At 38.5% G+C, this 24,366-nt stretch carries 17 protein-coding genes; 13 read left to right on the plus strand and 4 right to left on the minus strand.

Features of this window, described 5'->3' with window-relative positions; translation table 11 throughout:
* Window positions 1–384: 384 nt before the first annotated feature.
* The 4 genes from G504_RS0109955 to G504_RS0109970 are packed head-to-tail and all read left to right on the plus strand — an operon-like array spanning window position 385 to window position 4,099.
* A complete protein-coding gene (locus G504_RS0109955) occupies window positions 385–1,860 on the plus strand; it encodes a type III PLP-dependent enzyme domain-containing protein (protein WP_019670026.1) in 1,476 nt (491 codons plus the stop codon).
* 6 nt (window positions 1,861–1,866) lie between these two features.
* Window positions 1,867–2,811, plus strand: a complete 945-nt coding sequence (gene speB / locus G504_RS0109960; RefSeq protein ID WP_019670027.1) for an agmatinase — start codon at window positions 1,867–1,869, stop codon at window positions 2,809–2,811.
* A complete protein-coding gene (locus G504_RS0109965; RefSeq protein ID WP_019670028.1) occupies window positions 2,798–3,775 on the plus strand; it encodes a deoxyhypusine synthase family protein in 978 nt (325 codons plus the stop codon). Before speB ends, G504_RS0109965 begins: the two co-directional genes overlap by 14 nt.
* A 24-nt stretch (window positions 3,776–3,799) precedes the next feature.
* A complete protein-coding gene (locus G504_RS0109970; RefSeq protein WP_019670029.1) occupies window positions 3,800–4,099 on the plus strand; it encodes a hypothetical protein in 300 nt (99 codons plus the stop codon).
* 124 nt (window positions 4,100–4,223) lie between these two features.
* Here the strand turns inward: G504_RS0109970 and G504_RS0109975 are convergent, their stop codons facing one another.
* Window positions 4,224–6,272, minus strand: a complete 2,049-nt coding sequence (locus tag G504_RS0109975) for an HD family phosphohydrolase (RefSeq protein WP_019670030.1) — start codon at window positions 6,270–6,272, stop codon at window positions 4,224–4,226.
* Window positions 6,273–6,390: 118 nt separating this feature from the next.
* Between G504_RS0109975 and G504_RS0109980 the strand changes: the two genes are divergently transcribed.
* Both G504_RS0109980 and G504_RS0109985 read left to right on the plus strand, forming a co-directional pair.
* Window positions 6,391–7,566 carry an acetyl-CoA C-acyltransferase gene (locus tag G504_RS0109980; protein ID WP_019670031.1) on the plus strand — a complete coding sequence of 392 codons (1,176 nt, stop codon included), beginning with the start codon at window positions 6,391–6,393 and terminating at the stop codon, window positions 7,564–7,566.
* A 20-nt stretch (window positions 7,567–7,586) separates the two neighbouring features.
* Complete coding sequence (locus tag G504_RS0109985) at window positions 7,587–8,339, plus strand: C40 family peptidase (RefSeq protein WP_019670032.1); 753 nt, start codon at window positions 7,587–7,589, stop codon at window positions 8,337–8,339.
* A 55-nt stretch (window positions 8,340–8,394) separates the two neighbouring features.
* On the opposite strand, the gene G504_RS0109990 is transcribed toward G504_RS0109985, so the two are convergent.
* Window positions 8,395–9,651 (minus strand): tetratricopeptide repeat protein, encoded by a 1,257-nt coding sequence (locus G504_RS0109990; protein ID WP_026348496.1) that lies wholly within the window; start codon window positions 9,649–9,651, stop codon window positions 8,395–8,397.
* A gap of 34 nt (window positions 9,652–9,685) precedes the next feature.
* Window positions 9,686–12,220 carry a DNA gyrase subunit A gene (gene gyrA / locus G504_RS0109995; protein WP_019670034.1) on the minus strand — a complete coding sequence of 845 codons (2,535 nt, stop codon included), beginning with the start codon at window positions 12,218–12,220 and terminating at the stop codon, window positions 9,686–9,688.
* A gap of 260 nt (window positions 12,221–12,480) precedes the next feature.
* On the opposite strand from gyrA, the gene G504_RS0110000 reads away from it, so the two are divergent.
* Window positions 12,481–15,030 carry an ATP-dependent Clp protease ATP-binding subunit gene (locus G504_RS0110000; protein WP_019670035.1) on the plus strand — a complete coding sequence of 850 codons (2,550 nt, stop codon included), beginning with the start codon at window positions 12,481–12,483 and terminating at the stop codon, window positions 15,028–15,030.
* A 200-nt stretch (window positions 15,031–15,230) separates the two neighbouring features.
* A complete protein-coding gene (locus tag G504_RS0110005; protein ID WP_019670036.1) occupies window positions 15,231–15,632 on the plus strand; it encodes a hypothetical protein in 402 nt (133 codons plus the stop codon).
* Here the strand turns inward: G504_RS0110005 and G504_RS0110010 are convergent, their stop codons facing one another.
* Window positions 15,633–17,177: a bifunctional ADP-dependent NAD(P)H-hydrate dehydratase/NAD(P)H-hydrate epimerase gene (locus tag G504_RS0110010; RefSeq protein WP_019670037.1), complete on the minus strand. Its 1,545-nt coding sequence runs from the start codon at window positions 17,175–17,177 to the stop codon at window positions 15,633–15,635.
* Between the two features lie 406 nt (window positions 17,178–17,583).
* Between G504_RS0110010 and thrA the strand changes: the two genes are divergently transcribed.
* From thrA to G504_RS0110040, 5 genes are all read left to right on the plus strand, one after another.
* A complete protein-coding gene (thrA, locus tag G504_RS0110020; protein ID WP_019670039.1) occupies window positions 17,584–20,028 on the plus strand; it encodes a bifunctional aspartate kinase/homoserine dehydrogenase I in 2,445 nt (814 codons plus the stop codon).
* Between the two features lie 4 nt (window positions 20,029–20,032).
* The gene (locus tag G504_RS0110025; protein WP_019670040.1) at window positions 20,033–20,953 is read left to right on the plus strand and encodes a homoserine kinase; all 921 of its coding nucleotides are present in this window, start codon (window positions 20,033–20,035) and stop codon (window positions 20,951–20,953) included.
* 30 nt (window positions 20,954–20,983) lie between these two features.
* Window positions 20,984–22,279 (plus strand): threonine synthase, encoded by a 1,296-nt coding sequence (thrC, locus tag G504_RS0110030; RefSeq protein ID WP_019670041.1) that lies wholly within the window; start codon window positions 20,984–20,986, stop codon window positions 22,277–22,279.
* Window positions 22,280–22,373: 94 nt separating this feature from the next.
* Window positions 22,374–23,459: a glycine cleavage system aminomethyltransferase GcvT gene (gene gcvT / locus G504_RS0110035; RefSeq protein WP_019670042.1), complete on the plus strand. Its 1,086-nt coding sequence runs from the start codon at window positions 22,374–22,376 to the stop codon at window positions 23,457–23,459.
* A 30-nt stretch (window positions 23,460–23,489) separates the two neighbouring features.
* Window positions 23,490–24,317 carry a sugar nucleotide-binding protein gene (locus G504_RS0110040; protein WP_019670043.1) on the plus strand — a complete coding sequence of 276 codons (828 nt, stop codon included), beginning with the start codon at window positions 23,490–23,492 and terminating at the stop codon, window positions 24,315–24,317.
* The last annotated feature ends 49 nt before the right edge of the window (window positions 24,318–24,366 follow it).

Genomic DNA, 24,366 nt, shown 5'->3' on the forward strand with positions numbered 1-24,366 from the left:
ATTAAGAAATTAGTGTTAAGTTATTATCACTTTTTTTATAAATCTGTAATTAATTCAAAAATTTTGTTTTCATTTGTTTTGTCAAACAAAAAATCACTTGTGAGACATTAAAGCTTTTAGCTGCACATCATGAACCGTGTTTATACGTTCGGGATTTTGGGAATTAGGAAGTCAAACCCAATATCTGCTTATCGGATAAGTAACCGAAATATAGAGCTAACTTCCGCTATTACCGCAATTTCTTCGAGCCAGCACGGCTACTTTTTTATTCCTACTACGGCAAAACAAATAATTATTTGAAGTTGAGAACTAAAGCCTCCGCTTTTTACGTATAAGTGTGAGCAATTTTATTAAACCAAGTTTTCAATATCTATATATACTCAAGTGAATACAAAATACATCGATCTGATTAATCAGACATTTGATTTTCCTCAGGATGACCTATCTCTGGAGGAAAATAATTTACGGTTTCACGGCATAGACCTTCTAAGCCTTGTAGAAACCCATGGAAGCCCATTAAAATTTATTTATTTACCCAAAATTTCTGATAATATTAACCGCGCCAAAACATGGTTCAACAATGCCATGAAAAAAAATAATTATGGTGGAAAATATTATTATAGTTATTGCACCAAAAGTTCCCATTTTTCCCATGTTCTTAATGAGGCCCTCAAGAATGATATTCATATTGAAACTTCTTCGGCCTTTGACATTAATATTGTGGAACATCTTATAGAGTCAGGTAAAATTAAAAACGATACTTATGTAATTTGTAACGGGTACAAAAAGCCGCAATACATTGAAAACATTGCCAGGCTCATTAATACAGGTCATCAAAATTGCATTCCCATCATAGATAACTATGAAGAAATAGATTTACTTTCAAGAGAAATTAATGACACTTTTAAAGTAGGGATTCGTATTGCTTCCGAGGAAGAACCTAAGTTTGAATTCTATACCTCACGTCTGGGCATTGGCTATAAGAACATCATTCCTTTTTACGAAAATCAAATTAAGAATAATGATAAGGTAGAACTAAAAATGCTCCACTTTTTTATCAATACAGGGATCAGGGATAATGCCTATTACTGGAACGAATTGCTAAAATGTCTCAAGGTATACGTGCGTCTTAAGAAGAACTGCGTCTCTCTGGACAGCTTAAATATTGGGGGTGGATTTCCCATCAAAAACTCACTTGCTTTTGAATTCGACTATGAGTATATGGTAGACGAAATTGTCAATCAAATAAGTCTGGTCTGTAAAGAAGCTGATGTTCCTGTACCACATATTTATACAGAATTCGGAAACTTTACTGTTGGGGAGGCCGGAGGAGCTATTTATCAGGTTTTGTATCAGAAGCAACAAAACGACAGGGAAAAGTGGAATATGATCGATTCTTCTTTTATTACCACCTTGCCCGATACCTGGGCAATTAACAAACGCTTTGTGATGCTTCCCATTAATCGCTGGGACAGTGAATACGAAAGAGTTTTGTTGGGAGGGCTTACCTGCGATAGTGATGATTATTACAACAGTGAGCAACATATGAATGCTATTTACCTTCCCAAATTTAAGAGAGACAAACCTTTGTATATTGGCTTTTTCAATACCGGGGCATACCAGGAAACCCTGGGGGGCTTTGGCGGATTGCAGCATTGCTTAATACCACAGCCAAAGTATATTTTAATTGATAAAGATGAGAATGGAAGAATAATCTCTTCTGTTTATAAACCGGAACAAAGTTCGGATCAAATTTTAACCATTCTGGGTTATGACATGGCAAAAGTCAAACCTGTCGATAAATCTCAGAATGGAGAATACCTTACCGAAGCATTATTTGACAATTATTCTAAAATATAATTTAAAGTGAAAACAAACAATAACTATGCGGGGATCCCACAAGATCTGGCACAACTTGAAAAAGCAAAGATTGTTCTTATCCCTGTTCCTTATGATGGAACAAGCACATGGGGTAAAGGAGCAGACAAAGGGCCAAATGCCTTTTTGGAAGCTTCAGAGAATATGGAACTCTATGATATTGAAACGGATACGGAAGTCTTCAAACAGGGTATATACCTGGCCGATGAAATTTTAGAAAATAGCAGCCCGGAAGCTATGGTTAATGCGGTGCATAAAACCACTAAAGAATATATCAAACGCAACAAATTTGTGGCTCTCATAGGAGGAGAACATTCAATTTCTATTGGAAGTATCAGGGCATTCAATGAGTGCTTTGAGAACCTGAGCGTTTTACATATTGATGCACATGCAGATTTAAGAAAAACTTATCAGGGTACCCAGTATAACCATGCATGTGCGGTCCATGAAGCATCGCAACAGACAAATTTGGTTCAGGTAGGAATACGCAGCATGGATACTATTGAGAAAACCTATATGGATCCGGAAAAGACTTTTTTCGCACATGAAATGTTGAGTAACGAGTATTGGATGGACAATGTTATAGATCAACTTTCTGATAACGTTTTTATCACTTTTGACCTTGATGCACTGGATCCTTCCATCATGCCTTCTACGGGTACACCTGAACCCGGTGGATTATTGTGGTATGAAACCCTCGAATTTCTTTTACAGGTTTTTAAGGAGAAAAACGTTGTTGGGTTTGATATGGTTGAATTATGTCCCAATAAGAATGATAAATCCCCCGATTTCCTTGCCGCCAAATTATTTTATAAAATGTTGACCTATAAGTTTAAAGGGCAAGAGGCCGAAGATGATTATGATAATACTTATGATACCGATTTTAAATCCGTATCCAATACCAATTTCAAATTTGACGATGACGAAGACTAAAGGAGCTATCTCTGCATTTATTGAAGATCATTTTTTACATTTTAACGCGGCTGCCCTTGTTGATGCTGCAAAAGGATACGAAGCACAGTTAAACAATGGTTCCAAAATGTTAGTTTCACTTGCTGGTGCCATGAGTACAGCAGAGCTGGGTAAAAGTTTTGCAGAAATGATAAGGTCTGATAAGTTGCATATCATTTCCTGTACCGGTGCAAATCTGGAAGAAGACATTATGAATCTGGTGGCGCATTCGCATTATAAAAGGGTGCCCAACTACAGGGATTTAACCCCGGAGGATGAATGGAGCTTACTGGAAAAAGGACTAAACCGGGTTACAGATACCTGCATTCCTGAAGAAGAGGCTTTTAGAAGGTTGCAGCGGCATATTTTTAAAATATGGAAGGATGCCGAAAAAGCAGGAGAGCGCTATTTTCCTCATGAATATATGTACAAATTGCTACTCTCAGGGGTACTGGAAGAATATTACGAAATAGACCTGAAGGATTCATGGATGTATGCCGCCGCCGAAAAAAATTTACCAATGGTGGTACCCGGATGGGAAGACAGTACCATGGGAAATATTTTTGCGAGTTACGTAATGAAGGGAGAACTAAAGGCCAGCACCATGCGATCTGGTATTGAATATATGACATACTTAGCCAACTGGTATACAAAGAATTCGAAAAATGGCATTGGGTTTTTTCAAATAGGAGGCGGTATTGCAGGTGATTTTCCCATATGTGTGGTTCCCATGCTCACCCAGGACCTTGAAATTGCAGACACACCCTTTTGGAGTTACTTCTGTCAGATTAGCGACTCAACAACGAGCTATGGCTCCTATTCGGGTGCAGTCCCCAATGAAAAAATTACCTGGGGCAAATTGGATATTGGCACCCCAAAATTTATAATCGAAAGTGATGCCACTATTGTCGCACCTTTGATTTTTGCTTACTTACTAAACATGTAAAACTGAAATAATTGAATTGACACTATGCGAAGAGTAATTGTAGATTATAAGAAATTAAATAATGATATCCTGGATCTTTTGGTGACCAAATATCCTGACGGATATGATGAGGATGATATTATAACCTTTAAGAACGCACAGAATGAAGTTATTGAATCGGTAGAAGTAAGAACTGATGATACCATTTATCTGGTAAAAGTCAGCAAACGATTAGTAACTGCTATGGAAGACCATGCTGATGATGAACCAGATGATGATGATCTTGATGAACAGGATGATCATGATTTCGATGAGAATCCGGAAAATGAGGATTCTGAAGATTAGGCCGGTCTAATCCGTGTAAATCATAGGAAAGACCATGTAAATTTGGAAATATGATTATTTAATAAAAATTAGAGATTTTCTTAGCAATAACCCATATCCCTGATAGAGGAACCTTTCTTTTCAATTATTCCGGATACTCAACCCTGAGATGGTAGATATTGGTTAATTTGTGCTTAAGTACCTTCTTAATCATTTGAATCTCTTTAAAGGTAATATTCGCATTCAAAAACTGATTTGCATTCATTTGCCCTGTAATGATCTTCTCAACAAATTCATCAATGACCTGATATGTCGGGTTAGTTAAACTCTTGGAGGCCGCTTCTACGGAATCGGCCATCATTAAAATTGCAGTCTCTTTAGAAAATGGAATGGGCCCGGGATACCTGAAATCAGATTCCTTAACAGCTTCATCCAATTTCTGCTGTTTCTTATAAAAATAGTAAACCAGGTTGGTTCCATGATGCGTTCTTATAAAATCGATAACCCTGTCCGGTAAATTAAATTTTCTGGCCAGTTCTATTCCCTCAATGACGTGATTTATAATTATTTTGGCACTTTCTTTGGGGTCCAGATCGTCATGCGGATTTATACTGGTTACCTGGTTTTCTGTAAAATAAGTGGGGTTGTTCATTTTACCAATATCATGGTATAAAGCCCCTACCCTGACCAGCATTGCATTTGCCCCAACTTCATTGGCCGAAGCTTCTGCCAGATTGGCAACCTGCAGAGAATGGTGAAAAGTTCCCGGCGCCTTATTGGCAAGTTCCTTAAGCAATTTGGAATTGGTGTCAGATAATTCGAGTAAGGAAACATCGGAAACCATACCAAACACTTTTTCGTAGATGTAAATAAGGGGCTGGGCAAACAAAGTAATCATACCGTTTAAAAAGAAAAATCCAAATATGTACCAGTTCAAATTGTCCAGGTTGCCTTCATGAATAATATGAAAAGCAAAATAACCTATGATGTAGATAAGTGTTATCTGGCCTACAGAAATAAATAAGTTAGCCCGCTTATAGAGTTCAGAGACCGTCAGAATGGTTACTATCCCTGCAATGATCTGAAGAAAAATATATTCAAAGCTGTTAGGAACTACAAATCCCAAAATAAGTACGGTTAAGACATGTACAAAAAGGCCTAACCGGGCATCAAAGAAGGTTTTAAGAATTAAGGGCATTATACATAATGGTACCACAAAAACATAAGTCTCATTGTATTTTACCACAAGTGTGGTTATTAATACCATTAGCAAAATATTAAAGAATATGAAGGTCACCTTTACATTGTTCCTGAATACTTCTGGTCTGTATTTTTTGAGAAACAAAAACAACATGATAAGAACCAAAGCAACTAAAATAGTATACCCAAAAAGGATAAAATAATAGTTGTTTTCTGTCCATAATTCCGATTCATATTCCGCTTTTAAGGACTCCAGAATTTTTAAATTCTCCGATTCTACAACCTCTCCCCTGGCAATTATTAGCTTTCCCTCATCTACATTGCCTCTTGTAATGGAAATCTCGGAAATAGCCTCTTCCAATTCTCTTTTCGTAAGTTCTTCATCATAGGAAACATTAGGTTGCAATACCTCAAAGAAAAGTGTCTTAAAGTCAGATTCATAGCTTCCAAGTCTTCTGGTTTCCAGCATCGCGCTGATTGAATCATTCAAAGTACTCATTCTATATAAGGCCTCAGGTTGCACCAGCCTTGCTTCCCCTTCTTTTATCAGATAAAGACTATTCTTTGAAATCAGCTTGTCCACATTTGCTATGAATCCGTGCGTATATATGGTATCCAGAAATTCTTTGCCCAGCTGTTGCAAAATACGCCGGGATCTGTTGCTAAATTTTTCAGCACCGAAAACAACAGGGAATTTTTCTTCAAAAATCTGGTAAGCCCGGGCAGCCAATTTTTCATCGTAATTATAATAATCTATCTGACTACTTTCTATGGCATTTTTCTCTTCGGCAATTTCATCGGCTGTCTTCTTAATGGAAAAGTCAAAAGGCGCATAAAGGTTTTCGTATTGCCAAGGTTTACCCTTCTGAAATTCATATTTAAACTTACCTCCTCTTGGAAAGAAAAATACAATACAGGCTATGGTAACCACATAGAGAATATACTTGTAAATAAGTGATTGATTTTTATAAACGCCGTCCAAGGTTTTCCCCATAGTAGAAAATATCTTCTTCAAAAATAGAAAATAATAGCGTTACCTATTGCCTTTTAGAGACTAAACACGGTTCATTGCACTTTAATTTATTAATTTCGCATAGTTAATCGATTTACATATGAAAGAGGTAGTTATTGTGTCTGTAGCCAGAACACCTATTGGTAGTTTTATGGGTTCTTTATCGACTATTCCGGCTCCAAAGTTAGGGGCCATAGCTATAAAAGGCGCCATGGACAAAATAAACCTAAGTCCTGATATAATTGATGAGGTGCTTATGGGTAATGTAGTACAGGCAGGAACGGGACAGGCACCTGCAAGACAGGCTGCGATTTTTGCCGGTATCCCTGACTCGGTTCCCTGCACCACAGTAAATAAAGTCTGTGCATCCGGGATGAAGGCAGTAATGCAAGCCGCGCAATCTATTGCGCTGGGGGACACTTCTGTTGTCATTGCAGGGGGTATGGAGAATATGAGCCTTATTCCACACTACGTTCATATGAGAACCGGTCAAAAATTTGGTCCTTCAACACTAATAGACGGTATGCAAAAAGATGGTTTAGTTGATGTTTATGACCAAAATGCAATGGGCGTATGTGCAGATGCCTGTGCTATTGAACACAATTTTAGCAGGGAGGAGCAGGATCAATTTGCCATTCAGTCTTACAAACGATCTGCAGAGGCTTGGAAATCTGGCAAATTCACCAATGAAGTTGTCCCGGTTGAAGTACCGCAGCGCAGAGGTGAACCAATTGTTGTAAATGAAGATGAAGAATTTAAAAACGTTAAATTAGATAAGATACCTGCACTGCGACCTGCCTTTACAAAAGACGGTACAGTTACAGCGGCCAATGCATCTACAATAAACGACGGAGCCGCGGCCCTGGTGTTAATGAGTGCCGAAAAAGCAAACGAAATGGGTTTAAAACCCATTGCAAGCATAAAAAGTTATGCCGATGCAGCTCAGGAACCAAAATGGTTTACTACTGCCCCCGCCAAAGCACTGCCCAAAGCAATTGCCAAAGCCGGTATAAAAATAGACCAAATAGATTATTTTGAGTTTAACGAGGCTTTTGCCGTAGTAGGACTAGCCAATATGAAACTATTAAAACTCAGGGATAATAATGTAAATGTAAACGGTGGTGCGGTATCCCTTGGACATCCGCTGGGTTGCTCCGGAGCCAGAATAATAATTACCCTTCTAAGTGTTTTAGAGCAAAATAACGCTAAAATAGGCGCTGCCGCCATCTGCAATGGAGGAGGTGGGGCTTCGGCTATTATTTTAGAAAGAAACTAATATAGCTGTAAAGACAGCCTATGCATCACGGTATTTGTAACCTTAGTATAGTACCAATAAGAATTCTTGCTGAAGATGCAAGCGAGATGGTAACCCAACTTCTCTACGGGGATCATTTTAAAATCCTGGAAAAAAGAAAATACTGGAGTAAAATTCGCGATGACTTTGATGGTTGCGAAGGATGGGTTAGAAATAACCAATTCATCCCTATATCCAGGGAGGATTCTAAAACCCTTAAAAGTTCCGGGGGGGCGAGATTCTCAGCAGATCTGGTATCTTACGTCAGTGATGGCAATACCGCACTAATTCCGGTAGTACTGGGATCAGCTGTCAATAATTCCAAATTTCTTAGTCATAAATTTGAAGGTGCCTTAGTAGGCTCGGAAGACGGAAAATCGAATCTGATAATTACCGCACTTCACTATCTGAATGCACCCTACTTATGGGGTGGAAAAACCCCTTTTGGGATAGATAGCCCGGGCTTTACACAAATGGTTTACAAAATAAATGGCCATAAACTACTAAGAAGGGCAGAAGAGCAGGCAACACAGGGCGAAGCTTTGAGTTTTATTGAAGAAAGTGAACCCGGAGACCTGGTTTTTTTTGATAACAAGGAGGGGCAGATTAATCACGTAGGACTAATTATGCAAGATAATTTTATAATCCATGTCCATGGAAAAGTAAGAATAGACAGGCTGGATCATACTGGTATCTTCAATACAGAACAGAGGAAATACACCCATAAATTAAGGGTCATAAAAAAAATCGTATAAAAAAACCCCGGTAATTAGTTTGCCGGGGTTTTTTTTTGAAGAATTACTATTTGAGTTATTCCCCAAGTAACTTCTTAATTCTCATAAAATTCTCAGTATCACCCAATGCCCCATAAATATTTTTAAGTTGGGTAAGAACCCCCGGGTTGTCTGGCTTTAATTTTAGTGCATCTTCCAAAATAACCGCGCCTTCCCTGAACAAATCATCTTTCTGCTTCTTTAATTCTTCGTAACGGGCTATATCCGCTTTGGAACTACCTAAACTATTCATTTCGTCAATCAGGCCATTACCTTCATCTACGTAGGTTGTTGACAGATTCAATTGAGCATTAACATAATTGGGATCAATCTCCAGTGCCCTTTTATATGCATTACGGGCTCCCTCTATATCACCTTGTTCCATATTAATTACACCTATGTTATACTGCAAATCTGCATTATCCGGAGCCATTCGAGATGCTTCTGCCATAAGGGTTTTAAATTTATCCTTATCGCCCAGTTTATAATGTAAATTGGCTTCGTTAAGGAGTAAATTAACATCATCCGGATTACTTGCCCTGGCATCTGCAAACGCCTGAAGTGCTTTATCATCCTGACCCAATTGAGAATAGATTAAAGCCATGTTTTTAACAATCTCAGCGTTCTTAGAAGGTGATTTTTCATCTACGGGGTCTTTATATGCCCCTGATTTTACCATTAAATCCCTTTGTGTCTTTTCCATTGTCTCTTCTACACCGGTCTCTATATTTGTAGCTTTATATACTACTCCACTACCATCATATTTAATATCTCTTAATTCCTCGTAATAACCAAGAGCTTCCTCATAAAGACCGCCATTTACAGCACTACTTGCTGCATAATACAAGTAAATAGTGTCTTTAGGACTGATCTTATATCCTAAATAGAGTTTTTCTGCGGCGCTCTTGAATTCCTTTTTACTGTTGTCGTCAACGGCAGAATTCACTAAATCAGCAGTAATAGCGGCCATTCGCTGATTTGTTTCGTCAGAATACTTTCCCTTACCACCTTCAATAGTAAGCACCTTATTAAATGAGTCAATTGCCTCATTAAAAGCAGCATCATCGCCCTTATTGGCAAGATCAGCATACGTTTTACCTCTTAGGAAGAAATACTCAGCCTGGACTTTTTCATCTGCTCCACTGATCATTCCCTGTATACCATCTAAAGATGCTTTAGCCGATGCTGCATCACCAGATTTTAATGCTTTATCCGCTGCTTTAAGTTCTCCTTTCTGTGAAAATCCGGCTAGTGCTACGCACATCAATGCCAGAGTTAAAAGTTTAGTCTTCATTTTAAAATTCAATTTACGTATTAGTGTTTATTAATTATTCTTTATCGTTTTCAGTAGTATCCGTATCAAGAGCCGTGCCATCTTCCGTTTTCACTTCAATATCCATGATATCTACTTCATCCAGATTATCTTCATCCTTCATTACTTTCGCAACGGCTGCTATGGAATCAGTTTCTTTGAGGTTGATCAATTTAACACCCTGTGTTGCCCTGCCCATAGTACGCAAATCATCAACGCTCATCCTTATAGCTATTCCTGATTTATTTATAATCATTAAGTCGTCAGAATCCGAAACATTTTTAATGGCCACAAGGCCTCCGGTTTTTTGAGTTATGGAGATCGTCTTTACGCCTTTTCCACCCCTATTGGTAATCCTGTAGTCATCAATATTCGATCTTTTTCCATATCCATTTTCTGAAACAACCAATATTTCATCATCAAAATTATGTACAGAAACCATACCTATGACTTCATCATTATCATCTGCCAATTTTATACCCCGCACACCAGATGCGCTTCGTCCCATTGGCCTGGTTTTACTTTCTTCAAACCTAATGGCCTTCCCGGATTTAAGACCCAGTAAAATCTGGCTGGTACCCGTAGTTAATTTGGCTTCTAACAATTCATCATCTTCTCTTATGCCAATGGCAATAATTCCATTTTGCCGAGGCCTGGAATACTGTTCCAGAGAAGTTTTTTTAACCGTACCTTTTTTAGTGGCCATAATAACATAATGGCTATTCACATATTCTTCATCCTTCAGGTCCTGGGTGCAAATAAAAGCTTTTACCTTATCATCCTGCTCAATATTTATAAGGTTTTGAATGGCCCTTCCCTTTGATGTTTTGCTTCCTTCCGGTATTTCATAAACCCGCATCCAAAAACACTTTCCCTTCTGGGTAAAGAATAACATATATTGATGGTTGGTGCCAACAAAAAGATGTTCAAGGAAATCCTCGGTCCTGGTAGATGAAGCTTTTTGCCCTACTCCTCCCCTGTGCTGCGTTTTATATTCACTCAGCGGGGTCCTTTTAATATAGCCTGCATGAGATATCGTTATTACGACCTGTTCGTCAGGAATCATATCCTCTATACTAAGGTCACCACCGGCAAAATTTATTTCTGATCTTCTTTCGTCTCCATAACGTTCTTTTACATCAAGAAGCTCATCTTTTATGATCTGCATTCTGCGATCCTTATTAGCCAGAATATCTTTTAAATCGGCAATAGTTTTTATGATCTCATCGTATTCCGAACGCAATTTATCTTGCTCAAGACCAGTAAGCTGGCGAAGGCGCATCTCCACAATGGCCTTGGACTGTATTTCGGATAATTTAAATCTCTCCATGAGGTTTTCCCTTGCCTCATCCGGATTGGAAGATGCTCTGATGATAGAAATAACTTCATCAATATTATCAGATGCAATAATGAGCCCTTCTAAGATATGGGCGCGATCTTCCGCTTTTTTCAGCTCAAAGGTTGTGCGCCTTACCACAACTTCATGCCTATGCTCTACAAAATAATGAATGATCTCCTTTACATTGAGCAATTTCGGCCTTCCTTTGACCAGTGCAATATTGTTAACACTAAAGGATGACTGCAGTGCCGAATATTTGTATAATGTATTGAGGACAATATTAGGTATGGCATCCCTTTTAAGGATATATACAATGCGCATTCCCTTTCTGTCAGATTCATCCCTGATTGAAGCTATGCCATCAATCTTTTTGTCATTGATCAAATCCGCAGTCTTTTTTATCATGTCCGCTTTATTGACCTGATATGGAATTTCAGTGACAATTATACATTCCCTGCCCTGAACTTCTTCAAAAGTGGCTTTCGCCCTCATAACAACTCTGCCGCGCCCTGTATGAAAAGCTTCTTTTACACCATCGTATCCGTATATAATACCCCCGGTTGGAAAATCCGGAGCTTTAATATGGGTAATTAGCTCATCAATCTCAATATCTTTATTGTCAATATAGGCAATTGTCCCATCTACAACCTCAGACAGGTTGTGTGGAGGCATATTGGTTGCCATACCAACTGCAATACCCGAGGCACCATTTATTAATAAGTTTGGTATCCGCGTAGGCAGAACTGTCGGTTCTTTGAGGGAATCATCAAAATTGAGTTGGTGATCTACGGTATCTTTATCAATATCTGCCAGCATTTCATCGGCAATCTTGCGCATGCGAGCTTCCGTATATCTCATTGCCGCCGGGCTATCACCATCAATAGAACCAAAATTACCCTGCCCGTCAATCAGCATATACCGCAGACTCCATTCCTGAGCCATCCTCACCATACTGTCATAAACAGATGTATCACCATGGGGGTGATACTTACCTAAAACTTCCCCGACAATCCTTGCAGATTTCTTGTGCGAACTTGATGAACGAACACCCAAATCGTGCATTCCATATAAAACTCTCCTGTGAACCGGCTTTAAACCATCCCTGACATCGGGAAGGGCACGTGACACAATGACCGACATTGAGTAGTCAATGTAGGCTGATTTCATTTCATCTTCAATGTTGATGGGGATCAATTTTTCTCCTTCAGCCATATAAAAAACTTATTGCTTTGATGTGTTTAAAATATCAGGCCAATATACGCAAAATCAAAGCATGCAGAGTACATTCCAAGGAGTTTATTAAAGAATTTATTAACACATCCGGATAGTAATTTAGTTAATAATAAGGTTGTTAATTTTTTTGTAAATCCGTGTTTTTTTCGTCATTTAGTCCAAGTTTGTCGAATATAGGTACGGTATTTGCCGTTCTTATAATAAGATTTACTAATTTTATTACTGAATAAGAAAATTTTATGGATGATAATTTTTCACCAAGGGTAAAGGATGTAATTGCTTACAGCAAGGAAGAGGCATTAAGGCTGGGTCATGATTTTATTGGTACCGAGCATTTAATGCTGGGTTTACTGCGTGACGGAAATGGCAAAGCAATCAGCATTTTGGATGCCCTGGATGTAGACCTGGATCACTTAAGACGAAAAGTTGAGATTTTGAGCCCGGCAAATCCAAATTCCGGAGGGATTCAAAAAGATAAAAAAAATCTTCATCTTACAAGACAGGCAGAACGCGCATTGAAAACGACCTTTCTAGAAGCTAAATTGTTTCAAAGCTCTTCAATAAATACCGCACATTTACTTTTATGTATCCTGAGAAACGAAAACGATCCTACCACAAAATTACTTCACAAGCTCAAAGTGGATTATGATGGTGTGAAAGATCAGTTTAAATCCATGATCACAAGTGAGGATGACTATATTGACTCCCCTACCTCTGAATCGTTTCCAAGTGATTCTGATGAACCGGTAGAAGGTAAAGAAGGTTCTTTTGGTTCTGCTTCAGGTCAAAAAGGAAGCAAAAAATCCAAAACACCTGTTCTAGATAATTTCGGAAGAGATTTAACGCGTCTTGCAGAAGAAAACAAATTGGATCCTGTTGTTGGCAGGGAGAAAGAAATTGAACGAGTATCGCAGATACTAAGCAGAAGAAAGAAAAACAACCCACTTTTAATTGGGGAACCCGGTGTTGGTAAAAGTGCAATTGCGGAAGGTTTGGCGCTGCGAATCATAAACAAAAAAGTATCCCGGATCCTTTACAATAAAAGGGTGGTCACCTTAGACCTGGCTTCGCTGGTTGCCGGCACGAAATATCGCGGTCAGTTTGAAGAGCGGATGAAAGCCGTAATGAATGAATTGGAAAAAAATGATGATGTCATCCTGTTTATAGATGAGATCCATACTATAGTGGGTGCTGGAGGCGCTACAGGCAGCCTGGATGCTTCAAATATGTTTAAACCGGCTTTGGCACGGGGAGAGATTCAATGTATAGGAGCAACTACCCTTGATGAATACAGACAGTATATTGAAAAAGACGGCGCGCTCGAAAGACGCTTCCAAAAAGTAATGGTAGAGCCAACTACAGTGGAGGAAACCATTGAAATATTAATGAATATTAAAGGGAAATACGAAGATCACCACAATGTAAATTATACTGATGAAGCCATTTTGGCCTGTGTTAAGCTTACAAACAGATATATGACCGACAGGTTTTTGCCGGATAAAGCAATAGATGCTTTGGACGAAGCTGGTTCACGGGTACACATAATAAATATGGATGTTCCAAAACAAATTCTTGAATTGGAAAATCAGCTGGAAGACGTGCGCGAGCTGAAGAATAGTGTAGTTAAGAAACAACGTTATGAAGAAGCGGCGAAACTTAGGGATGATGAAAAAAGATTAGAAAAAGAACTTGCAGTTGCCCAGGAAAAATGGGAGGAAGACAGTAAACTTCACAGGGAAACGGTAAGTGAGGATAATGTGGCTGATGTGGTTTCTATGATGAGTGGAATTCCGGTAAATAAAATAGCACAGACTGAAAGCAACAAACTTGCTGAATTGCCAAATCTCATTAAAGGGAATGTTATTGGGCAGGATGAAGCTGTTGCGAAAGTTGCGAAAGCCATACAAAGAAACAGAGCGGGTCTTAAAGATCCGAATAAACCTATAGGCTCATTCATTTTCCTCGGACAAACAGGTGTTGGTAAAACCCAGTTGGCCAAGGTGTTGGCTCAGGAGCTTTTCGATTCTGAAGATGCCTTGATCAGGATTGATATGAGTGAGTATATGGAAAAATTTGCCATTTCCAGACTAGTTGGTGCTCCTCCCGGTTATGTGGGGTACGAGGAAGGCGGACAACTTACTGAAAAAGTCAGACGCAAACCTTATTCTGTAATTCTATTGGATGAAGTTGAGAAAGCACACCCGGATGTTTTTAACATGTTGCTTCAGGTATTGGATGATGGTTTTTTAACGGATAGTCTGGGTCGCAAAATAGATTTCAGAAATACGATCATTATAATGACCTCGAATATTGGTGCCCGCCAGCTCAAGGACTTTGGACAAGGCGTAGGTTTCGGAACAGCAGCAAAAAAATCACAGGAACACGACCACCATAAGAGTGTCATTGAAAATGCCCTGAAAAAGGCGTTTGCTCCGGAATTCCTTAACAGAATAGATGATGTGGTTGTATTTAATCCGCTGGAGCGCGAACATATTCACAAGATTATCGACATTGAATTAAATAAGCTTTACGAAAGAATTAAGGATATTGGATACGATCTGAATTTAACGGATAAAGCCAAAGATTATATTGCCGATAAAGGTTTTGACAAACAATACGGTGCACGACCTTTGAAAAGAGCGATTCAGAAATATATCGAAGATGCCCTGGCTGAGGAAATTGTAAATTCTAAACTCGAAGAAGGAGATAGTATTTTCATGGACCTGGATGAAAAGAAAGATGAATTATCTATTAAGATAAAAAAATCTAAAAAGGGCTCCAAAGCATAGCACATTGTAAGAATTTAGTCATAAAGGGATCAAGTTAATTGGTCCCTTTTTTTATTTCCCTGGATTACAAAAAGTAAGAATAAGAATACACCTGGATTTACCTCAAACCATATAAACGATATATATGCCTTTGGTCTAATATTTTTCGGAAAACTTGTACAAGCCTATACTTTCGTCTTAGACACACTAAACTATATGAAATGAAAGTCGGACCGGCTAAGAAAATAATTATAGTCAAAGAATACAACTTAGATATTGGTACCGTTCAGGTATTCGAAAATCACATGGTTGCCATCTTTGACGAAGGGGCAACACTCACCCTGGAAAGGGCCTATCAAATTATAGGAATTTCAGAGATCCATTTTAGAGATAAAAATTTTGGTATTATCAGTCTCAGAAAAAATTCCTATGCTATAGATCCTACTATTTACAGTTATTTAAGGGAGTTAAAAAATCTTAAGGCATTTGCTGTTGTATCCGTAAAGGAAGTAGATATGCATAATTTTAAAATTGAAAAACTCTTCTTTAAAAAACCTATGAAATTTTACATTGATTATAACAATGCACTCGCCTGGGTGAAAAGAAGAGTGCGTCAGAAGTGATCATTCTTTTTTTGCTGTGTTTTCAGCATCCATAGGCGGCACATTAAACAAATCAGTGAAAGCAGGCCCAATTCCATTTATTATGGCGGTTGCAGTCAGCGCCTGATATCCCAGCTTTTCAATTGCTATGTCTGCTGCCCGACCATGCAGGTATACGCCAAAAATAGCTGCCTTCACAGGTTCATATCTCTGTGCCATTAATGAAGTAATCATTCCTGTTAGCACATCCCCGCTTCCTGCGGTAGCCATACCCGGATTTCCTGTTGTATTTATATATCCCTGATCGTCATAGATCACAATAGTATGAGCATCTTTAAGTACGAGGATGCAATCGTAGGTTTTAGAAAATTGTTTAGCCTTTTCCAGCTTATCAAAATCATCTGCCCAGGCACCCAACAATCGCTTCAATTCTCCTGGATGCGGTGTGAGTATAGTTTTTGGAGGAAGCTTTTTTAATAATGATTTATTTAGGGAAATAATATTCAGTCCATCAGCATCGATTACCAATGGAGCTTTTAATGAATCTAAAAATTCTGTGAATGCTTTCTGTGTCTTTTCCGTAGTTCCCATTCCAATTCCCATTCCTATAACATCCGGCTCAATTTTCACAGAAATATTCAAAATTTCCTTTTCGCCTTCATCAGTTAGAACCATAACTTCGGGCAATGAACTCTGCAATGGAATATACCCGCACTGCGGCACATAGGCCGAGACCAACCCACTCCCCGTTGTAATACAGGCGCGTGAAGCAAGGGAAACGGCCCCGATTTTCCCATAGCTGCCCCCAAGAATCAAAGAATGTCCATAAGTGCCTTTATGCGAAAATTTTTCCCTTGGGATATAATAACTTAAAACTTCATTTTTGCCAATAAGCTCGAAGCTGGCATGGGTCTGTTCTATATATTTTTGAGACAAACCAATATTCAAAATTTCCCATTGATTAGAGAATACCCCAGTTTCCGGCAAGAAAAAAACAAGTTTGGGAAACTGAAAACTAAGCACATAATTAGCTTTTACAACTGATTTTAAATTTTCAACAGCACGATCTAAAAACAAACCCGATGGAACATCAACGGAAACAACAAAAGCGCCTGAATTATTTAGATGTTCAATAATCTGCCCTACCCATTTGTCCGGTGATCTGTTTAATCCGATCCCAAAAAGAGCATCAATAACAATTTCTTCCGAATCAATTGAAGGAAGTCCCGTATCCGGGTTCATAAAATATGGCCAAATCTTACGATCTTTTAATCGTTCCAAATTAGCAAGAAAATCGGGAGACCTCTTTTTGCTGTAGTTTACAACAATTACTTCAATATTATACCCATGTTCCTGCAAATGCCTGGCCAGGGCCAATCCATCTCCACCATTGTTTCCAATCCCACAAAACAATTTAATTTTTACCTGTGCCCCCTTCAGCCTGTGGTGCAGCCAGTTGAAAAGTTGAATAGACGCCCTTTCCATAAGTTCATAACTATTCATGTTTTGCTCTGCCAATGTAAATTGGTCAGCTGCGTAAATCTGCTTGGCCGTAAATATCTTCATTTCCCAAATGAAAGTTAGATCCTGGAATAACCCTTTAAAGCAATACCCTTGTTTAAAATAGCCTTTCTTGTTTAGGTTTAAATTTCAAATTCCATTGTATGGCAATCAATCATCCCAAAAGAACTATTTTTTGTAAAAATATTTGAAAAAGATTGATGACTTCGCAAAAATAGCATGAATTATTTGATAAGGGGCTCAAAAGTCCTACTTTTGAATTGTTATCATAGCCATTATGAAAATTATATCGGACATAAACAGATGGGCTTTATCCCATGCCAATCAGCACTATTTTGCTGCTACAACCGCCACTGCTACCCCTAAGGGGTAATATTCTACATATACGTCCGTATTCATTTAAATTCACTCACAACACCGGTATCAATTGCGCAATTAATAAAATATAATAATGAAGATTTTAAAGTTTGGAGGTACTTCAGTAGCCAATGCACAACATATAAAACGGGTTCAGAATATCGTCAAAAATTTGGATGGAAACAAGATGGTTGTTGTAGTATCAGCTCTCGGGGGAATTACAGATTTACTCTTAAAAACGGTTGATTTGGCATCCATGCAGGATGAGAACTATAGAGATTGTCTACGTGAAATAGAGGCCAGGCATATAAAGACCATTAAAGAACTTATTCCAATTCAATTGCAAAGTGCCATTTTAAGCAAAGTGAAAAGCGAATTAAACATTCTGGATACGCTGGCCGAAGGGGCATTTCTAATTGCTGAAAAGACCCCTAAGTTAACCGACAAGGTTGTAAGTTTTGGCGAACTTTTATCTTCTTATATTATCAGTGAATTCTTCATCTCAGAAGGTATGAATTCTGCATTTAAAGATAGTCGGGAACTAATCAAAACCGATGATGTGTATGGAATGGCCGGTGTGGATTTTAAAAGCACAAATGGCTTATGCAAAACATATTTTTCAAATTCTAAAAACAACATAACCGTCATTCCCGGATACATTTCTTCATCAACCAAAGGCAATTCAACAACCTTAGGCAGAGGTGGTTCTGATTATTCAGCAGCCATAGTGGCCGCTGCCATCGATGCCGCAGAATTACAAATATGGACAGACGTTAGTGGCATGTATACGGCTAATCCAAGGATAGTTAAACAGGCAAAGGCCATCCCACAGATCTCGTATGAAGAGGCAATGGAATTATCCCATTTTGGAGCTAAAGTTCTTTACCCACCTACCATTCAACCTGTACTGTCGAAAAACATACCTATCCTCATTAAAAATACTTTTGCCCCGGAAGAACCGGGTACTTTAATAGCCAAAAACCAAAATTTCCTTGGCAAATCCGTAAGGGGCATTAGCAATGTAGAGCATATTACGCTTCTCTCATTGGAAGGCCCCGGAATGATCGGGATACCGGGTATTTCAAAGCGCTTTTTTGAAGTGCTTTCCCAGGCCGGTATAAGTGTTGTGCTTATAACGCAGGCATCCTCAGAGCATTCAATTTGTGTTGGAATTTCTGATAATGATGCCGCAACTGCAGAATCATTGGTAAACACGGCTTTTGAATATGAAATAGCTACAAATAAAATTAAACCGGTTATTGTAGAAAGTGAACTCGCCATCATTGCCCTGGTAGGAGATAATATGAAAAGTCACCAAGGCCTAAGCGGAAAGATGTTCAGTGCATTAGGTAAGAACAATGTAAATATCAGGGCTATTGCACAAGGCGCTTCAGAAAGGAATATTTCGGCCGTTATTAAAAAGGAGGATGTAAAAAAGGCCCTGAATACTTTACACGAAGAGTTTTTTGAGGAAAATATTAAGCAATTAAACCTCTATGTAATGGGCGTGGGCAATGTGGGTTCCAGGTTTATTAAGCAAATCGAAAATCAGAAAAAATATCTTAAAAAGAACCTTAAACTAAATCCGCGGGTCATTGGATTGTCTAATTCGAGAAAAATGGTTTTTGATGAGGATGGGATACCCTTGGAACGCTGGGAAGAGATGTTGGAAGAGGGTGAAAAAGCGGATAAGATCAGGTTTTATGAAAACGTCTTAAAATATAACTATCGCAATAGCATTTTTGTAGATAATACCGCCAGCGAAATTGTGGCTGAGACTTACTCTGATTATTTAAAACGAAGTGTTTCAGTAGTTACCTGCAATAAAATAGCCTGTTCTTCGGACTACGAAAAATACAGGAACCTTAAAGAGCTTTCACGGGAATATAATTCTCCATTCTTATTTGAGACTAATGTGGGTGCCGGATTACCGATCCTAGACACTCTGAAACATTTGATAGCCTCCGGAGATAAGATCAACAAAATACAAGCTGTACTATCCGGGAGCCTGAATTTTGTTTTTAATAATTTTGATGACTCTACCACTTTTCACGATGTTGTTAAAAGAGCCCAGGAGGAAGGATTTACTGAACCGGATCCAAAAATAGATCTCAGTGGCATTGATGTAATGCGAAAAATTTTAATCCTGGCACGGGAAAGTGGTTATAAACTGGATATAGAGGAAATAGAGAACAAGTCATTTTTACCCGAAGAAAGTTTGGCTGCCACCAATAATGAGGACTTTTATGCTTCCCTTACTGCCTATGAAAAATCCTTTCAGGAACTTTATGCAAAGGCGGTTTCTTCTGAAAGCAAGTTGAAATATGTTGCAGAATTTGCAAATGGAAATGCCAGTGTTGGATTAGAGCAAATCCCCAAGGGTCATGATTTTTATAATTTAGAGGGAAGTGATAATATTGTACTCTTCTATACGGAAAGATATCCCAACCAACCGTTGATTATCAAAGGGGCCGGGGCCGGTGCGGATGTTACTGCATCCGGCATTTTTGCAGATATCGTAAGAATAGGAAATTTTTAATTAAATGAATAAAATTAAAGTCTTTTGTCCGGCTACTATTGCTAATATTTCCTGTGGATTTGATGTCCTTGGTTTGGCCCTGGAGGCAATAGGAGATGAAATGATCGTGCAAAAGACAAAAGAACCCGGTATCAGAATCTCTAAAATAACAGGGCAATCCTTACCCCTTGAAACAGCAAATAATGTTGCCGGGGTAGCGGGATTGGCCTTTTTAGAACAAAGCAATTATACTGGTGGGTTTGAGATTGAAATTCACAAAAAGATTAAAGCCGGGAGTGGAATTGGCAGCAGTGCTGCAAGTGCTGCAGGCGCTGTATGGGCTATGAATGAGCTTCTGGATAAGCCATTTTCACCTATTGAACTTGTAAAATTTGCCATGCAAGGCGAGGCCTTAGCCAGCGGCGTGGCGCATGCAGATAATGTAGCGCCTGCCATATATGGTGGATTTACCCTGGTGCGTAGTTATGAACCCTTGGATATTATCAAAATAAATACTCCCCCTGAATTGTTTGCTTCGGTGATTCACCCTCAGATTGAAGTAAAGACATCAGATTCTAGAAAAATTCTTAAAACATCCATTTCTTTAAAAGACGGGATAAAACAATGGGGAAATGTTGGCGGACTCGTATCCGGACTTTTCCTTGAAGACTACGACCTGATTGGCAGGTCTTTGGTAGACCACATTATAGAACCAATCCGCTCCATGTTAATCCCTGGTTTTGGGGATGTAAAATCAAAAACAATGAAGGCAGGGGCATTGGGCACCGGAATTTCCGGATCGGGGCCTTCTATTTTTGCCTTGAGCAGAGGAAAAGAAACGGCAGAGAAAGTGGCAGAAGCGATGAGGAATGTATACCTCAATATTGGTGTGGATTATGACGTATATGTATCAAAAATAAATACCAAAGGAATGCATAAAATATAATTTTGACTTTTTATTCCTTAAAACCGGTAAATGAAATTTTATAGTTTAAATAATAAAGCTGCGGATGTATCCTTTAAAGATGCTGTTTTAAGAGGAATAGCTCCCGACAGAGGTTTGTACTTTCCACGGGAAATAAAACCATTACCTGCTTCTTTTTTTGAGAATATTGAAGAACTATCAGATCACGAAATTGCCTTTGAGGCAATAGAACAATTCGCCAGTGATAGTATACCTGAAATTAAATTAAAAGAAATTATAACCAGCGTGTTAGATTTTCCCTTTCCCGTTGTTGAATTGGAAAAAAACGTAGCAACTTTAGAGCTTTTTCATGGGCCCACACTTGCTTTCAAAGATGTAGGGGCCAGGTTTATGGCACAAAGCCTCGGCTATTTCTCAGAGGGTGAAAACAGTGAGGTAACAGTGTTGGTAGCTACTTCTGGAGATACAGGCGGGGCAGTAGCTAACGGCTTTTTGGGCGTCAAAGGTGTTAATGTGGTAATATTGTACCCAAGTGGTAAAGTCAGTGATATCCAGGAACGTCAGTTAACAACTTTGGGACAGAATATTACGGCTCTTGAGGTTAATGGCAATTTTGACGATTGCCAGAATATGGTTAAAACTGCATTTTTAGATTCGGAACTGAAGTTTGAAATACAATTAACCTCAGCAAATTCAATAAATGTTGCCAGGTGGTTACCACAAATGTTTTATTTTTTATTTTCCTATAAAAAACTTAAAAGCAAGAAGCGACCCATAGTATTCTCTGTCCCCAGTGGTAACTTTGGAAATATTTGCGCAGGGATGGTAGCCCAAAAACTAGGCATGTCGGTTGCACATTTTATAGCGGCAACAAATGTAAATGATACGGTACCGCGTTTTATGCGTACACAAGAATATACTCCTGTGACTTCAAAAGCTACTATTTCTAATGCAATGGATGTAGGAGACCCCAGTAATTTTATTAGGATTAGGAATCTTTATAAAAATAATTTTACCGAATTAAGGAATAATTTGTCCTCGTATTCCTTTACCGATGAACAAACAAAACGTGCAATCCTTGAAATTTATAATAGCAGCAGCTATATAGCTGATCCCCATGGTGCTGTAGGATATTTAGGTCTGAAAGAATATCAGAAAGACAACCCGGATACCTTTGGTGTATTTTTGGAAACAGCGCACCCTGTTAAGTTTTTAGACGTAGTTGAAGAAACCCTAAAATTGAACTTGCCAATTCCTTCTCAGATTCAAAATGTATTGGAGAAAAAGAAAGTTTCTGTCAATATTGATACTTACGATGAACTTAAAAGTTATTTGTTAGGCAAATAATGTATCTTATATCTGGTAGTCATAAAACATTGTGAAGGCAAATTGAGCTATCTATTAATTTTCTATAAATTTGCGCAGCTTAAATCGAAGAAATATGAAGAATACGGCTTTAACTAAAACTCATGAAGCACTCGGAGCTAAAATGGTTCCTTTTGCAGGATATTTAATGCCGGTATCTTATGAAGGTGTTAATGCCGAACATGAAACTGTGCGAAAAGCAGTGGGCGTCTTCGATGTTTCTCATATGGGAGAATTCCTGGTTGAGGGACCCAGCGCTTTAACGCTTATACAAAAGGTTACATCAAACGATGCTTCAAAACTCACGGTTGGAAAAGCCCAATACAGCTACTTCCCAAATGAATCCGGGGGTATTGTGGATGACCTCATTGTATACAGGGTAAAAGAAGAAGTCTTCCTTCTCGTCGTTAATGCCTCTAATATTCAAAAGGATTGGGATCATATTTCCAGGTACAATGAATCTATTGGTGCCGATCTAAGAAATATATCGGATAACTACTCTTTATTGGCTATACAAGGGCCAAAAGCGGTAGAATCCATGCAGTCTTTAACCTCTGTAGATCTTTCTGCCATAAAGTTCTACAATTTTGTAGTAGGTGATTTCGCCGGGATAGAACACGTTATAATTTCAGCAACAGGTTACACAGGTTCGGGCGGTTTCGAAATCTACTGCAAAAATGAGGAAGTAAAACAAATTTGGGATAGCGTTCTGGAAGCAGGTTCTGCCTATGGAATTAAACCAATTGGTTTGGCTGCAAGGGATACGCTTAGATTAGAGATGGGCTATTGCCTTTATGGGAATGACATTAATGATGAAACCTCTCCGATGGAAGCCGGCCTGGGTTGGATTACAAAGTTTAGCAAAGACTTTGTGAACAGTGAAGGTCTTGCAAAAGAAAAGGAGCAACCACTAAAACAAAAATTAATTGCCTTTGAATTGCAGGAACGTGGAATCCCAAGGCAAGGTTATGAAATTGTAGATGGAGAAGGCAATAAAATTGGCTATGTTACCTCAGGAACAATGTCTCCTTCACTGAATAAGGGTATTGGCCTGGGTTATGTAAAAACAATGTTCTCGGATCCGGGAAGTGATATTTATATACAGATACGTAAGAATACAGTAATGGCAAAAGTGGTGAAATTACCATTTTATAAAACTTAAATTCTTTTTGCGAACGAAGAGGGTACGAGTGTGAAAGACGGAGGAAAGAAAATACTTATTTTAGGGGGTAGCGGTTTTATCGGGAATGCTATTTACAAGGAACTCTGCAATTATTTTGACACCTATGCTACGTATTGTTCGTCCGGAAGCTCCTTCGAAGAGAACAAACAATTTATAAGGTATGATATGCTGGAAGATGATATCTATCAACTTCTGGAACAAATTCGTCCGCAAATAATTATTTCCGCCTTAAGGGGTAATTTCGGTGCCCAAATTCAGGCCCATCAGCATATGGCGGAATATCTCATTAAAAACGACTGCAGACTATACTTCTTATCTTCTGCCAATGTATTTGATGCATATAGTAAATACCCATCATATGAACAAGATAAAACCTTATCTGAAAGCGTCTACGGGAGACTAAAAATCAGAATAGAGAATATGCTTTTGCGATTACCTAAGTCCAAAATGGCAATTTTAAGGATCCCAATGGTATTTGGGAATTCATCGCCCCGGGTAAAGGAAATGAAGAAATTTATTTGGAACAATGAACCAATAGAAGTTTTCCCGAACCTGATTGTTAATGTAACAAGCATTAGCAAACTTACCCAGCAAATCCATTACCTCATTAATCGAAATAAGATTGGAATTTACCATTTGGGTAGTTATGATTTGGTTCACCACGAAGATTTTATAAAAGATATTCTTGAAAGGATTGGGAGCTTCAATCCTATTTTTAAGAGGGTGTTCACCACAAATGAGGAGCGCTACCTGGCAGTTTTACCCAAAGACAATAAACTTCCCAAAAACCTTCGTATTAGTTGCCAGGAAATTATTGATCATCATGTTATTGGCTGATTTATAAGAAACCTGACTATTCTTAAATTCACAATTCGATTTTTTCTAA

This window comes from Eudoraea adriatica DSM 19308 (assembly GCF_000382125.1).
Classification (GTDB): Bacteria; Bacteroidota; Bacteroidia; order Flavobacteriales; family Flavobacteriaceae; genus Eudoraea; species Eudoraea adriatica.

What these genes read in the sequence shown, in the direction of transcription:
- G504_RS0109965 (WP_019670028.1), top strand. Translation starts at nt 2,798, where the DNA reads ATGACGAAGACTAAAGGAGCTATCTCTGCATTTATTGAAGATCATTTT.
- G504_RS0109970 (WP_019670029.1), top strand. Translation starts at nt 3,800, where the DNA reads ATGCGAAGAGTAATTGTAGATTATAAGAAATTAAATAATGATATCCTG.
- G504_RS0109975 (WP_019670030.1), bottom strand. Translation starts at nt 6,272, where the DNA reads ATGGGGAAAACCTTGGACGGCGTTTATAAAAATCAATCACTTATTTAC.
- G504_RS0109980 (WP_019670031.1), top strand. Translation starts at nt 6,391, where the DNA reads ATGAAAGAGGTAGTTATTGTGTCTGTAGCCAGAACACCTATTGGTAGT.
- G504_RS0109985 (WP_019670032.1), top strand. Translation starts at nt 7,587, where the DNA reads ATGCATCACGGTATTTGTAACCTTAGTATAGTACCAATAAGAATTCTT.
- G504_RS0109990 (WP_026348496.1), bottom strand. Translation starts at nt 9,651, where the DNA reads ATGAAGACTAAACTTTTAACTCTGGCATTGATGTGCGTAGCACTAGCC.
- gyrA (WP_019670034.1), bottom strand. Translation starts at nt 12,220, where the DNA reads ATGGCTGAAGGAGAAAAATTGATCCCCATCAACATTGAAGATGAAATG.
- G504_RS0110000 (WP_019670035.1), top strand. Translation starts at nt 12,481, where the DNA reads ATGGATGATAATTTTTCACCAAGGGTAAAGGATGTAATTGCTTACAGC.
- G504_RS0110005 (WP_019670036.1), top strand. Translation starts at nt 15,231, where the DNA reads ATGAAAGTCGGACCGGCTAAGAAAATAATTATAGTCAAAGAATACAAC.
- G504_RS0110010 (WP_019670037.1), bottom strand. Translation starts at nt 17,177, where the DNA reads ATGAAGATATTTACGGCCAAGCAGATTTACGCAGCTGACCAATTTACA.
- thrA (WP_019670039.1), top strand. Translation starts at nt 17,584, where the DNA reads ATGAAGATTTTAAAGTTTGGAGGTACTTCAGTAGCCAATGCACAACAT.
- G504_RS0110025 (WP_019670040.1), top strand. Translation starts at nt 20,033, where the DNA reads ATGAATAAAATTAAAGTCTTTTGTCCGGCTACTATTGCTAATATTTCC.
- thrC (WP_019670041.1), top strand. Translation starts at nt 20,984, where the DNA reads ATGAAATTTTATAGTTTAAATAATAAAGCTGCGGATGTATCCTTTAAA.
- gcvT (WP_019670042.1), top strand. Translation starts at nt 22,374, where the DNA reads ATGAAGAATACGGCTTTAACTAAAACTCATGAAGCACTCGGAGCTAAA.